This window comes from Streptomyces sp. NPDC058371 (assembly GCF_042723265.1).
GTDB lineage: Bacteria > Actinomycetota > Actinomycetes > Streptomycetales > Streptomycetaceae > Streptomyces.
The window spans coordinates 17,874-30,526 of record NZ_JBHXJC010000009.1; the positions used below are offsets into that span (position 1 = coordinate 17,874).

At 71.8% G+C, this 12,653-nt stretch carries 11 protein-coding genes; 4 read left to right on the forward strand and 7 right to left on the reverse strand.

Translation table 11 applies throughout. The annotated features are described in order from the left end of the window. Nucleotides 1-151 precede the first annotated feature (151 nt). The 4 genes from ACFWM2_RS24720 to ACFWM2_RS24735 all read right to left on the reverse strand — a co-directional run bounded on the left by ACFWM2_RS24720 (nt 152) and on the right by ACFWM2_RS24735 (nt 4,613). The gene (locus ACFWM2_RS24720; RefSeq protein WP_383283797.1) at nt 152-2,398 is read right to left on the reverse strand and encodes a heavy metal translocating P-type ATPase; all 2,247 of its coding nucleotides are present in this window, start codon (nt 2,396-2,398) and stop codon (nt 152-154) included. 113 nt (nt 2,399-2,511) lie between these two features. Next, the gene (locus ACFWM2_RS24725) at nt 2,512-2,760 is read right to left on the reverse strand and encodes a heavy-metal-associated domain-containing protein (protein ID WP_383283800.1); all 249 of its coding nucleotides are present in this window, start codon (nt 2,758-2,760) and stop codon (nt 2,512-2,514) included. A 95-nt stretch (nt 2,761-2,855) separates the two neighbouring features. Further along, the gene (locus ACFWM2_RS24730) at nt 2,856-3,806 is read right to left on the reverse strand and encodes a PrsW family intramembrane metalloprotease (RefSeq protein WP_383283803.1); all 951 of its coding nucleotides are present in this window, start codon (nt 3,804-3,806) and stop codon (nt 2,856-2,858) included. A gap of 147 nt (nt 3,807-3,953) precedes the next feature. Further along, nucleotides 3,954-4,613 carry a TetR family transcriptional regulator gene (locus ACFWM2_RS24735; RefSeq protein ID WP_383283806.1) on the reverse strand — a complete coding sequence of 220 codons (660 nt, stop codon included), beginning with the start codon at nt 4,611-4,613 and terminating at the stop codon, nt 3,954-3,956. 189 nt (nt 4,614-4,802) lie between these two features. Here ACFWM2_RS24735 and ACFWM2_RS24740 point away from each other — a divergent pair, with 189 nt between their 5' ends. Next, nucleotides 4,803-7,061, forward strand: coding sequence for an MMPL family transporter (locus tag ACFWM2_RS24740; protein WP_383283809.1), 2,259 nt, complete (start codon nt 4,803-4,805; stop codon nt 7,059-7,061). Nucleotides 7,062-7,103: 42 nt separating this feature from the next. Further along, nucleotides 7,104-8,147, forward strand: a complete 1,044-nt coding sequence (locus ACFWM2_RS24745) for a zinc-dependent alcohol dehydrogenase family protein (protein ID WP_383283812.1) — start codon at nt 7,104-7,106, stop codon at nt 8,145-8,147. On the opposite strand, the gene ACFWM2_RS24750 is transcribed toward ACFWM2_RS24745, so the two are convergent. From ACFWM2_RS24750 to ACFWM2_RS24760, 3 genes are all read right to left on the reverse strand, one after another. Then, nucleotides 8,128-8,775, reverse strand: coding sequence for a GNAT family N-acetyltransferase (locus ACFWM2_RS24750; RefSeq protein WP_383283815.1), 648 nt, complete (start codon nt 8,773-8,775; stop codon nt 8,128-8,130). The two genes, ACFWM2_RS24745 and ACFWM2_RS24750, sit on opposite strands and share 20 nt — an antisense overlap. 197 nt (nt 8,776-8,972) lie before the next feature. Next, complete coding sequence (locus tag ACFWM2_RS24755) at nt 8,973-9,173, reverse strand: MerR family transcriptional regulator (RefSeq protein ID WP_362510202.1); 201 nt, start codon at nt 9,171-9,173, stop codon at nt 8,973-8,975. Nucleotides 9,174-9,631: 458 nt separating this feature from the next. Further along, nucleotides 9,632-10,549 carry a sugar phosphate isomerase/epimerase family protein gene (locus ACFWM2_RS24760; RefSeq protein WP_383283818.1) on the reverse strand — a complete coding sequence of 306 codons (918 nt, stop codon included), beginning with the start codon at nt 10,547-10,549 and terminating at the stop codon, nt 9,632-9,634. Nucleotides 10,550-10,671: 122 nt separating this feature from the next. Between ACFWM2_RS24760 and iolC the strand changes: the two genes are divergently transcribed. Both iolC and ACFWM2_RS24770 read left to right on the forward strand, forming a co-directional pair. Further along, entirely contained in the window at nt 10,672-11,622 is a 951-nt protein-coding gene (iolC, locus tag ACFWM2_RS24765) for a 5-dehydro-2-deoxygluconokinase (protein ID WP_383283821.1), read from the forward strand. Then, the gene (locus ACFWM2_RS24770; RefSeq protein WP_383283824.1) at nt 11,619-12,653 is read left to right on the forward strand and encodes a deoxyribose-phosphate aldolase; all 1,035 of its coding nucleotides are present in this window, start codon (nt 11,619-11,621) and stop codon (nt 12,651-12,653) included. The genes iolC and ACFWM2_RS24770 overlap by 4 nt, the downstream gene beginning before the upstream one ends.

Genomic DNA, 12,653 nt, shown 5'->3' on the forward strand with positions numbered 1-12,653 from the left:
GCAGTGTGATCTGTGTCTCTTGCATATGTCCTGAAGATGCGCAAGAGCCCCGATATGGCAATCGGAGACCAAGCGTAAGGAAGATGCGCGAGCCTTGTGAAGAGCTTATGTGAGCCTGCCGTTGGACTCTAGAGGGACTCTTACCTCGTCGTCATGAGAATGCTCTGAGCCGAAGGCTGTTCGTCACCACGAACACCGAGGAGAAGGCCATGGCGGCCCCCGCGATCATCGGGTTGAGGAGCCCCGCCGCGGCGAGCGGCAGCGCGGCCACGTTGTATCCGAAGGCCCACACCAGGTTCCCCTTGATCGTGGAGAGCGTCCTGCGGGACAGCCGGATCGCGTCGGCGGCCACGCGCAGATCCCCGCGGACCAGCGTCAGATCGCTGGCCTCGATCGCCGCGTCCGTGCCGGTGCCCATCGCGAGGCCCAGGTCGGCGGTGGCGAGTGCGGCCGCGTCATTGACCCCGTCGCCCACCATCGCGACGGTCCGCCCCTCGCCCTGGAGCCGCTTCACCACGGCCACCTTGTCCTCGGGCAGCACCTCGGCGACGACCTCGTCGATGCCGACCGCCCGGGCGACGGACCGGGCGACCGCCTCGTTGTCGCCGGTCAGCAGCACCGGCGTGAGCCCCAGGGCGCGCAGCCGGCGTACGGCCTCGGCGCTGGTGTCCTTGATCGCGTCGGCGACGGTCAGCACGCCGATCGCCGTCCCGTCCCGGCCGACCACGACCGCCGTGCGCCCCTGCGCCTCGGCCTCGGCCTTGGCGCGGGCCAACTCCTCTGGAAGCGCGTCCCGTACGAGCCGTCCGATCTGGACGTCGTGGCCCTCCACGCGGCCGCGTACGCCGAGTCCGGGGACGTTCTCGAAGTGCTCCGGCGCGGGAAGGGCTCCTGCGCGCTCCTGGGCGCCCGCGGCGATCGCCTGGGCAATGGGATGCTCCGAGGCGTGTTCCAGGGCGCCTGCGAGCCGCAGAAGGTCCTTCTCGGCGACGCCCTGGGCGACGTACACCTCCTGCAGGCTCATGCGGCCGGTCGTGACCGTGCCGGTCTTGTCCAGGACGACGGTGTCCACGCGCCGGGTGGACTCCAGGACTTCGGGTCCCTTGATGAGGATGCCGAGCTGGGCGCCGCGGCCCGTGCCGACCATCAGCGCGGTCGGAGTGGCGAGGCCGAGTGCGCACGGGCAGGCGATGATCAGCACCGCGACGGCCGCGGTGAAGGCGGCGACCGTGTCGCCCGTGACGCCGAGCCAGCCGCCGAACGTGCCGAGCGCGATCAGCAGCACCACCGGCACGAAGACCCCGGAGATCCGGTCGGCGAGGCGCTGCACCTCGGCCTTGCCGTTCTGTGCGTCCTCGACGAGCCGTGCCATCCGCGCGAGTTGGGTGTCCGCGCCGATCCGGGTCGCCTCGACGACGAGCCGGCCACCGGCGTTCACGGTCGCGCCGGTGACGGCGTCCCCGGCCGAGACGTCGACCGGTACCGACTCGCCGGTCAGCATGGACGCGTCGACCGCCGAGGCGCCCTCGACGACGGTGCCGTCGGTGGCGATCTTCTCGCCCGGCCGTACGACGAAGTGGTCGCCGACGGCCAACCGGGCCACCGGGACCCGTACTTCACGGCCGTCCCGCAGGACGGAGACGTCCTTCGCGCCCAGTTCCATCAGCGCCCGCAGAGCCGCTCCCGCGCGCCGCTTCGAGCGGGCCTCCAGATAGCGGCCGAGCAGGATGAACGCGATGACGCCCGAGGCGACTTCGAGGTAGATCGTCGACGCGCCGTCCGTGCGCGAGACGGTGAACTCGAAACCGTGCTCCATGCCGGTCATCCCGGCGTCCCCGAAGAACAGCGCCCACAGTGACCAGCCGAAGGCGGCGAGCGTGCCGACCGAGACGAGGGTGTCCATGGTGGCCGCGCCGTGCCGCGCGTTGGTGAACGCGGCCTGATGGAAGGGGAGTCCGCCCCAGACGACGACGGGGGCGGCGAGGGTCAGCGAGAGCCACTGCCAGTTGTCGAACTGGAGCGGCGGGATCATCGCCAGCAGGACCACGGGGAGGGCGAGCAGGGCGGAGACCGTCAACCGCTCGCGCAGGGATGCCAGTTCGGGGTCCGCGGCGGGTGCCGCGTCCTCCTCGGGAGGTGCGGGCGGTGCCGGCTCCTCGGCCGTGTAGCCCGTCTTCACCACGGTGGCGATCAGGTCGGCGACCCGGACCCCTTCGGGATACGAGACCTTCGCCCGTTCCGTCGCGTAGTTCACCGTGGCGGTGACCCCGTCCATGCGGTTGAGCTTCTTCTCGACGCGGGCCGCGCAGGATGCGCAGGTCATCCCGCCGATGGTGAGCTCCACCTCCGACGCGGGTGAGGACTGCGCTATCGGGGTCTCGGGTGCTGCGGTGGTCATGTGTCCGGCTCCAGTCAATCAGCCGGGCCGTACGGAGCCAGTATCAGCTGGTCGGTACGGCCCGGTGCGGAGAAGAAGCTGCTGAGGGCCGCCGAGGCGTCAGGGCGTGACTGTCACAGGGCCTGGGCCTTGCCCGCGAGCTCGAAGCCCGCCTCGTCGACGGCGGCGCGTACGGCCTCGTCGTCGAGCGGTGCGGTGGAGACCACGGTCACCTCGCCGGAGGAGGCCACGGCCTTCACGGAGGTGACGCCGGTGATCCCGGAGATCTCGGTGGAGACGGAGCCTTCACAGTGCCCGCAGCTCATTCCGCTCACCTGGTAGACGGTCGTGATGGAGCCCTGGGTGTCGGTCTGGGCGGTCATGGCGTTACTCCTCGTCGAGGCGTGCGGGGCGTCGGTGCACGGGTGGGGAACCCGGGAATCCAGGGTTCCCTCCCGACGCTTTCCACACTATACCCCTAGGGGGTATTTCTCCAAGAGGGGTCCCGCCGGGCGAGCGAGCGCACCCAGGCCACGCCCAGCAGTGCCACGACGACCAGGCCCCCCACCGAGAACAGCGTGAAGAGATGTTTCTGCTCGTCGGTCGGGGCGGGGATGTAACCCTCCCCGAAGAGCGCCTTGCCGAGCCCCGTACTCGTCAGCCGGGCCACCAGCCAGATCGCGATGCCGTGCGTCGAGTCCCACAGGGCGTGCAGCAGGGAGACCCCGAGGTAGGTGCCGAGCACCGGTCCGGTGAACTGGAAGCGCCCGTTCGGGTGGCGGTGCGCGAGCAGTACGGCGCCGGCGATCGCCGTCCACAGTCCGTGCCCGAAGGGGGCGAGCACCCCGCGCAGGATCTCGGTCTCGAGCAGCGCGCGCAGGTCGATGCCCTTCAGGGAGACGGCCGCGTTGAAGGCGTAGCCCGCGCTCTCCAGGGCCGCGAAGCCGAAGCCGACGCTCGCGCCGAGCACGAGTCCGGCCCGCAGTCCGTGGATCCGCGGCCGGCGGCGCAGCATGAACATCAACGCGGCGAGCTTCACCGCCTCCTCGATCAGGCCGACGCCGACGTACATCCACAGCGAGGGGTGCAGCAGGTAGTACTCCATCACCGACGCGCCGAGCACGCCGAGGAGCCCGCCGGTCAGGAAGCAGCCGAGGATCACCTGTACGCCCAGGTCGCGGCCGTGCCGCTCGTACGCCCAGAGTGCGAAGGTGACGGGGACGAGGAAGCTGCCGAGCAGGATCAGGGTCGGCAGCAGGGTGGTGTTCCTCGTCGCGTACGTGACGAGCGCGGTCAGGGCCCACAGTGCGAGCCCGCCCCACAGGCACCGCCGCCAGAGGCCGGCGCGGATCGAGGGGTACGGGGGAGGGGGTTGCTGGGGGCCGGGAATGCGGGCTCGGGGCGCGCCGGGCGGCGGAGACTGGGTCACGTCACATCCCTCGGGCTCGGACTGATTTGTCCGAACTTTATGTGAGGGGCCCCTTATGTCGCAGGCTGGGCGCCGGTCCCGCCCGCGCCCGTCGCGGCGCTCGCCCGCCGCCGCCCCGCGGGATCGGCCGCCGAGTCGTGGTGGGCCTCAGTGGCCGCCGGAGTCCGGCTCGTCGACGAGGGGCGCCAGATAGCGGTACATGGCCGCCTTCAGCTCGGCGATGTACGCGTCCCGTTCGGCGCCTTCGTGGGACATGATCAGGTCGAGGCCCGCCTTGAAGAGGCCGAGCGTCATGTTCGCCGTACGGGCGAGGTCGGCACGCGGGGCGCCCGGGGCGTAGCCCGCCACGATCTCCTCGACCCGGGTGAGCACGGCGCCGTGCAGGACGGTGATCTCCTCGGTGATCGGGCCCGGGGTGTCGGCGCTGTGCATCAGGATGCCGAAGGCGGGGTTCGCGACGTTGAACGCGATCAGCGGGTCGAGGGCCGCGTCGAGCATCTCGTCCAGCGGGAGGCCCAGGTTCTCGGCGGCGAAGGCCTGGCCCTGCGACGCGCGCCAGTGGTGGAGCAACTGGTCGCTGAGGCCGACCGCGATGGCCTCCTTGTTCGGGAAGAACTGGTAGAGCGTCCCGGGGGAGACGCCCGCCTCGCGCGCGATCGCGTTCGTGCTGGCGGCCGTGTAGCCGCTGCGGCAGAAGACCGAGGCGGCGGCCTCCAGGAGCTGGGCGATCCGGCGCTCCCCTCGGGCTTGGCGGCGGCGCGGTTTCTCCTCCGGTGCCTGTTCCACCGTGTCGGGCTTGTCGGGCACGAGTTATCCCCAACTCTCAGAATGCGATTGACAAACGCGAGTGGTCGCTCGCATTCTTGAAAAACGCGAGCGATGACTCGTGTTTGCCATTCTATGGCAATCGACGACCCATGCCGCCTGCGCGGATGTCCCCGAAGGACGTCCGCCGAGCGCCCGCAGCAGGGGTCACGGTGAAGGGGACACCGCACGATGACCGAAGTCAACAGGACACCGCGCATCGGCGGCTGGACCCGGTTCGTGACCGCCAGGCCCCGGCTCTCCCTGCTCGTCGCCCTGCTGCTCACCGCCCTCGCGGTGGTCGCCGGCAGTGGCGTCGCCGACCGGCTGGGCAGCGGCGGCTGGGAGGACCCGGACGCCCAGTCCACCTATGCGACCAAGGCGCTGGAGCGGGAGTTCCCCGCCTCCCAGCCCAACCTGCTCCTCCTCGTCGACGCGGGCCGCGCGTCGGTGGACGACCCCTCCGTCGCCGCCGAGGCGAAGCGGCTGGCGACCCGGCTCGCGGCGGAGCGTGGCGTCACGGGCGTCGGCTCGTACTGGCAGTCCGGCTCGCCCGCGCTGAAGGCGAAGGACGGCCACGAAGCGCTCGTCGCCGCGCGGATCACGGGCGACGAGAAGACCGCGGGTGAGACCCTCGACCGCCTGGCGTCCTCCTACCGGGGGACGCGCGGCCCGGTCGAGGTCCGGATCGGCGGACCGGTCGCCGTACGGCACGAGATGCAGACGACCATCCGTGAGGACCTGACCCGCGCCGAGCTGATCGCCCTGCCGGTGACCCTCGTGCTGCTGGTCATGGTCTTCGGCAGCGCGGTCGCCGCCCTGCTGCCCCTCGGGGTCGGCATCATCGCCATCCTGGGCACCAACGCGGTACTGCGCGGCCTCACGGAGTTCACGGACGTCTCGGTCTTCGCGATGAACCTCACCACGGCCCTGGGTCTCGGCCTGGCCATCGACTACGCCCTGTTCATCGTCCGCAGGTTCCGCGAGGAACTGGCCGCGGGCGCACAGCCGTTGACTGCCGTCGGCACGACCCTGCGCACCGCCGGGCGCACGGTGCTGTTCTCCTCGCTCACGGTCGCCGTGTCGCTGGCGGCGATGCTGCTCTTCCCGCAGTACTTCCTGCGCTCCTTCGCCTACGCGGGTATCGCCGTCGTCCTGCTGGCGGCCGCGGCCGCGCTGGTGCTGCTCCCGGCGGCGCTGGTCCTGCTGGGCCACCGGGTCAACTCCCTGGACCTGCGCCGGCTGTTCCGGCGCGGAGAGCCGCGGCAGGCCGGGGAGGGCGGAGCGGCCTGGGGACGGACGGCCGCCCTCGTCATGCGCCGTGCTCCGGTCTTCGCGGTGGCCACGTCCGTCGGACTCGTGATCCTCGGACTGCCCTTCCTGGGCGTGAAGTTCGGGACGGCGGACGACCGCCAGCTGCCCTCGGGCGCCGAGTCCCATGTCGTCCAGCAGCACATCAGGGACGGCTTCCCGGGCAGCCCCGGCGGCGGTCTCGAAGTCCTCGCCGAAGGCGGCGCCACCACCGCCCAGTACGCGGCATACAAGGACCGGATCGCGGACCTGCCCGGGGTCCAGCGCGTCGACGGACCCCTGGTGGAGGGCGACGCGGCGTACTTCACGGTGCTGCCGAAGGGCGAGGCCGTCGACGACGCGGCCCAGCGCCTGGTGGGCGACCTGCGGGCGGCGGACGCCCCCTTCGACACCAAGGTGACCGGCACGGCGGCGGTCCTGGTCGACTCCAAGCACGCGATAGCGGACCGGCTGCCCTGGGCGGCGGCCTTCATCGCGGTCGTCACCCTGCTCCTGGTCTTCCTGCTGACGGGCAGCGTGCTGATTCCGCTCCAGGCGGTGCTGCTCAACGCCCTCAGCCTGACGGCGATGTTCGGCGCGGTGGTCTGGGTCTTCCAGGACGGCCATCTCTCCGGACTGCTCGGCTTCACCAGCTCGGGCTCGATCGAGACGACCCTCCCGGTCCTGATGTTCTGCGTCGCCTTCGGACTCTCCATGGACTACGGCGTGTTCCTGCTCTCCCGCATCAAGGAGGAGTACGACCACACGGGCGACCACCGGGAAGCCGTCCGCTTCGGCCTCCAGCGCACCGGCGGACTGATCACGGCGGCCGCGGTCATCCTCGCGGTGGTGATGGTCGCGATCGGCACCTCACGGGTGACCAACACCAAGATGCTCGGCCTGGGCATCGCGCTCGCCGTGCTGATGGACGCGATGATCGTCCGCAGTCTGCTGGTGCCGGCGGTCATGCGGCTGACCGGCCGCGCGACCTGGTGGGCCCCGGGACCACTGCGCCGCTTCCATCAGCGGTTCGGACTCAGCGAGGGCGGGGCGCCGACAGCGGGCGGCCACGCCGGACCAGCCGCGTCGCAGAACGGACCGGGACAGCCGGAACGGGAAGCGGAGGGGCGCGACCGGGACAAGGTCGAGGTGCGCGGCTAGCGTTCGCCGGAACGGTGATCTCCGGGCGGAGGAGCGAGGCACATGCGGGCAGTGGTGTTCGAGCGGTACGGCGAGCCGGCCGAGGTGCGTGAGGTGGCGGACCCGCGGCCCGCGGAGCACGGGGTCGTGGTGCGGGTCGAGGCCACCGGCCTGTGCCGGAGCGACTGGCACGGCTGGATGGGCCACGACCCGGACATCACCCTCCCGCACGTGCCGGGGCACGAACTTGCCGGTGTCGTCGAGGCGGTGGGCGGCCGGGTGACCGGGTGGCGCCCCGGCGACCGGGTCACCGTGCCCTTCGTCTGCGCCTGCGGAAGCTGCGCCGCCTGTGCGGCGGGCGACCAGCAGGTGTGCGAGCGGCAGACCCAGCCAGGGTTCACGCACTGGGGCTCCTTCGCGCAGTACGTGGCACTGGACCACGCGGAGGTGAACCTGGTCGCGGTGCCGGAGGAGTTGTCCTCCGGGACGGCGGCGGCGTTGGGCTGCCGCTTCGCCACGGCGTTCCGCGCGGTGGTCGCGCAGGGCCGGGTGGCGGCCGGCGAGTGGGTCGCGGTGCACGGCTGCGGGGGCGTCGGGCTGTCGGCCGTGATGATCGCGGCGGCCTGCGGGGCGCGGGTCGTCGCGGTCGACGTCTCCCCCCGGGCGCTGGATCTGGCACGGAAGTTCGGGGCCGCCGAGTGCCTGGACGCGTCGGGGGCCGGGGACCCGGCGGAGGCGGTGCGCGAGCTGACGGGAGGCGGCGCCCATCTCTCGCTGGACGCCCTCGGCTCTCCGGCCACCTGCGCCGCCTCGGTCAACGGTCTGCGCCGGCGCGGCCGCCATGTCCAGGTCGGCCTGCTGCCCTCACCGACGGGCTCGGCGCCGGTCCCGATGTCCCGTGTGATCGGTCTCGAGCTGGAAGTGCTGGGCAGCCACGGGATGGCCGCGCACGCCTACCCGGGGATGCTGGAGCTGGTGCGGGCGGGCGTGCTGCGACCCGACCTGCTGGTCACGTCCACCATTCCGCTGGACGCGGCGCCGGCCGCGCTGGCCGCGATGGGGACGGCCCCCGGGTCGGGGGTGACGGTCATCGAGCCGTGGAGCTGACCGCGCCGGACGGCTGGGCGGCACCCGGTGCGCGCGGGTGCCCGCGATGGGTGTTCCACTCCGGGGCGAGGAGCGACATGAGCACCTCGTCGGTCCACTCACCGTTCCGCAGCTGGGCCTCCCGTCGGACACCCTCCGTCACGAAGCCGACCTTCTCGTAGACGCGGCGGGCCCGGTGGTTGTGGCCGTAGACCTCCAACGCGATGCGGTGCAGACCCAGTTGGTCGAAGCCGTGTCCGACGATCAGCCGTGTCGCCTCGGTCCCGATGCCGCGCCCGCGGCCTCGGGGCCCGATGAGGGTGCGGAAGGTGCAGCTGCGGTTGCGCGGGTCCCAGTCGTACAGGACCACCTCGCCCAGCAGTTCACCGGTGGCACGGTCGGTCACGGCGAGATCGAGCCGGTCCTCGCAGTCATTGCGGGAGCCGTACCAGGAACGCAGTCGCTCCGCGGTGATGTCGGTGGACGGTTCGAAGGTGAAGCGGATGACGTCGGGGTCCTCGATGATCTCGGCCATACCGGCCGCGTCGTCCCCGGTGAAGGGCCGCAGCACCGTCTGCTCGCCCACGAGGACGGGCTTGTGCGAGAAGCCGACGACGGCGGAACGGGGGGTCGTCACACGGGGGTTCATCCCGGGATCCTCGTCGGGGGGACGACCTGCGGACAAGCGATTAACCGGCGACGCGCTTCCGGTGACACGCGCTCCGCTGACACCCCCGGTGGCGCGCCCCGCTGAGGCTCTCCGCTCCGGAGACGGAGACGGAGACGGAGACGGAGGCGGCGCCGAGCCCCGAGGTCGAGGGGCACGGCGCCGGCGTGGTTGATCCGTCAGTCGTATCTGCGGCCGCGGTTGCCGGGCCGGGAGGCGACCCAGGCCCTGACGGTGTCCGCGTACCAATAGGGCTTTCCGCCCTCCACATGGTCGGGGGGCGGCAGCAGACCGTGCTTGCGGTACGAACGCACGGTGTCCGGCTGCACCTTGATGTGCGCCGCGATCTCCTTGTACGACCAGAGCCTACGGTCGGTCATGAGTGGCACCTCCCTACGCGCGCCGCAGCGGCGGCCGGGGGTGGCCGTCGGGGGAGCCGGGCGCTGCGCTGGCGATCACAAAGCCTGTGCCCGCTGAACGACACAGAGTGACCAGGAGGAAGTGCCTGTCGCCCGGGTGTGACCCAAGACCCGCGTACACGCGACATGTGTGACAGAAGGGGGTTCTTTGTGACACGGGTGACGCAATTGCCACCGTGAGCGGCCCGCGACGGCCGCGACGGCCGCGACGAGCGGGGCGCCCGCGCCGACCGTGGCCCTCGCGCCGACCGTGACGCCCACACCGACCGTGACGAGCGGGGCGCCCGCACCGAGGATTGCGCCCGCCCCGACCGCGGCGCCCGCGCGAACGGCGCCGGCCCCGTGGGCCGGCCCCGTGGGCCGGCCCAGCGGGCGGGCCCCGTGGGCCGCCCGCCGTCAGCCACCGTCCCGTGGAACCCCTACGCCCCGCAGGACCTCAGGAAGGACCGGGTTCGCCGGGCGATCGGCAGGGGCTTGTCCGGGGGGCACGGGTACATGTCCTGCTCGACGATCGCGAAGAGGTCGACGTCGAGCTGCTGCGCGGCGGCGAGCACGGGCTCCAACGCCGGTACGCCGGAAGGCGGTTCACACATGACGCCGCGGGCCACGGCCGGCCCGAACGGCACCTCGTTCGCCCGGACCTCGGCCAGGATCAGCGGGTCCACCTGCTTGAGGTGGAGGTAGCCGATGCGCTCGCCGTAGGTCTCGATGAGCTTGACGTTGTCGCCGCCGCAGTACGCGTAGTGCCCGGTGTCCAGGCACAGCGAGACGAGCGAGGAGTCGGTCGCGTCGAGGAATCGGGTGACGTTCTCCTCGCTGTCGATGTGGGTGTCGGCGTGCGGGTGGACGACGATCCGCAACCCGTAGCGCTCCCGCACCTCATGGGCGAGACGCTCGGTCTGGGCGGTGAGATTGCGCCACTGGGTCGGCGTCAGCGTGCTGTCCTCCAGCACCGCGCCCGTCTTGTCGTCCCGCCAGAAGGAGGGGATGACGACGAGGTGCTCGGCGCCCATCGCCCGGGTGAGCGCCGCGATGTCGGAGACGTGCGCCCAGGTGGCGTCCCAGACGTCCGGCCCCCGGTGCAGCCCGGTGAAGACCGTGCCGGCCGAGACCGTGAGCCCGCGCCGCGCGGTCTCCTCCTTGAGGACGGCCGGATCGGTGGGCAGATAGCCGTACGGGCCCAGCTCGATCCACTCGTAACCGGACTCGGAGACCTCGTCGAGGAAGCGCTGCCAGGGCACCTGCTGAGGGTCGTCCGGGAACCAGACGCCCCAGGAGTCGGGAGCCGAACCGATCCGGATACGGGACAGTGAGGACTGAGGTGACAACGACGTCATGGGCGTCAGCTTCCGACCGCTCAGGAGAGGTGTCAAGGGCTGGTCCGAATGTCTGGACAAAACGTTGACAGGGCTCCCTGCGCGGGGCTAGACCTGGGGACAGCCGAAGCGAAGGGAACTCGATGGCGTACGACCTGATCACCATGGGGCGGATCGGCGTGGACCTCTACCCGTTGCAGACGGGCGTGTCGCTGGCCCGGGTGTCGTCCTTCGGGAAGTTCCTCGGCGGGTCGGCGACGAACGTCGCGGTGGCCGCGTCCCGGCTCGGCCGGCGTACGGCGGTGATCACGCGGACGGGTGACGATCCCTTCGGCACGTACCTCCACGAACAGCTGCGCGACTTCGGCGTCGACGACCGCTGGGTCACACCCGTCGCCGGGCTGCCGACGCCGGTCACCTTCTGCGAGGTCTTCCCGCCGGACGACTTCCCGCTCTACTTCTACCGGCAGCCCAAGGCTCCCGACCTGGAGATCGACGCGCACCAACTCGACCTGGACGCCATCCGTTCGGCGCGCATCTTCTGGGTGACGGGCACCGGCCTGAGCGAGGAGCCCAGCCGTACGGCGACGCTCGCCGCGCTGGCCCACCGCGCGCGGTCCGGTACGACGGTCTTCGACCTCGACTGGCGCCCGATGTTCTGGGCCGACCCCGAGTCGGCCCGCCCCTTCTACACCGAGGCCCTGCGCCACACCACGGTCGCCGTCGGCAACATCGACGAGGTCGAGATCGCCACCGGCGAGCGCGAGCCCCACGCCGCGGCCGAGCAGCTCCTCAAGGCCGGTGTCCAACTCGCCGTCGTCAAACAGGGCCCCAAGGGCGTCCTCGCCGTGCACCGCGACGGCACGTCCGCCGAGGTGCCGCCCCTCCCGGTGACGGTCCTCAACGGCCTCGGCGCAGGCGATGCGTTCGGCGGCTCCCTCTGCCACGGCCTGCTCGCCGGCTGGGAGCTGGAACGCGTCATGCGGTACGCCAACGCCGCGGGCGCCATCGTCGCGTCCCGGCTGGAGTGCTCCTCGGCGATGCCGACCCCGGACGAGGTCGAGGACGCGCTCACAGCAGGAGCGGTGCGGTGAGGGCGGGACCCGTCGGGGGAGCGCGACACGAAGGGGACGACACCTCGCCGTACCGGGAAGGGGGCGACCCGACGCCGTACGGGGAAGGCGGCCCCAAGGCCAACGGGGCAGGCGGCGGCACCCAGGCCGACGCCGTCCGGGACCGGAAGGGCGTCGACCTGGCCGACCTCGTCCGCACCCGCGCCCACCACCCCGAAGCCATCGCCGAGGCGGCGGCCCGGCGCCCCCGCCGACCCCTCGTCAACGACAGCGGCCGGCTGATGATCATCGCCGCGGACCATCCGGCGCGCGGCGCCCTGGCCGTCGGCGACCGCAAGTTCGCCATGGCGAACCGCACCGACCTCCTGGAGCGGCTCTGTCTGGCCCTGAGCAGACCGGGCGTCGACGGCGTCCTCGCCACCGCCGACATACTCGACGACCTGCTCCTGCTCGGGGCCCTCGACCACAAGGTCGTCCTCGGCTCGATGAACCGGGGCGGACTGGCCGGCGCCGCCTTCGAGCTGGACGACCGCTTCACCGGCCACCGCCCGCGGGACATCGAACGGTTCGGCTTCGACGCGGGCAAGCTGCTGCTGCGGATCGACTACGACGACCCGGGCTCACTGCGCACCCTGGAGTCCACCGCACGGACCATCGACGAGATGGCCGAGCGCCGGCTCCCCGTGTTCGTCGAGCCGTTCCTCTGCCGGCGCGACCCCGCCACGGGCGCGCTGCGCAACGACCTGAGCGCGGAGGCCGTCACCAAGTCGATCGCCATCGCGAGCGGTCTGGGCGGCAGTTCGGCGTACACCTGGCTGAAGGTGCCCGTCACCGAGAACCCCGACGACATGGCCCGCGTCATGGAGGCCTCCACGCTGCCCGCCGTGCTCCTCGGCGGCGATGTCGGCGAGGACCAGGAGGGCGCGTACGAGAAGTGGCGCGGCGCGCTCCAACTCCCCACCGTGCAGGGCCTGGTCGTCGGCCGCTCCCTGCTGTACCCGGCCGGCGGGGACGTGACCGCCGCGGTGGACACCGCCGTAGGACTTCTGTGA

Bases quoted from the DNA above. Each gene is read 5' to 3' on its own strand.
- iolC (WP_383283821.1), top strand. From the start codon at position 10,672: ATGGCGTACGACCTGATCACCATGGGGCGGATCGGCGTGGACCTCTAC.
- ACFWM2_RS24745 (WP_383283812.1), top strand. From the start codon at position 7,104: ATGCGGGCAGTGGTGTTCGAGCGGTACGGCGAGCCGGCCGAGGTGCGT.
- ACFWM2_RS24740 (WP_383283809.1), top strand. From the start codon at position 4,803: ATGACCGAAGTCAACAGGACACCGCGCATCGGCGGCTGGACCCGGTTC.
- ACFWM2_RS24750 (WP_383283815.1), bottom strand. From the start codon at position 8,775: ATGAACCCCCGTGTGACGACCCCCCGTTCCGCCGTCGTCGGCTTCTCG.
- ACFWM2_RS24725 (WP_383283800.1), bottom strand. From the start codon at position 2,760: ATGACCGCCCAGACCGACACCCAGGGCTCCATCACGACCGTCTACCAG.
- ACFWM2_RS24755 (WP_362510202.1), bottom strand. From the start codon at position 9,173: ATGACCGACCGTAGGCTCTGGTCGTACAAGGAGATCGCGGCGCACATC.
- ACFWM2_RS24720 (WP_383283797.1), bottom strand. From the start codon at position 2,398: ATGACCACCGCAGCACCCGAGACCCCGATAGCGCAGTCCTCACCCGCG.
- ACFWM2_RS24760 (WP_383283818.1), bottom strand. From the start codon at position 10,549: ATGACGTCGTTGTCACCTCAGTCCTCACTGTCCCGTATCCGGATCGGT.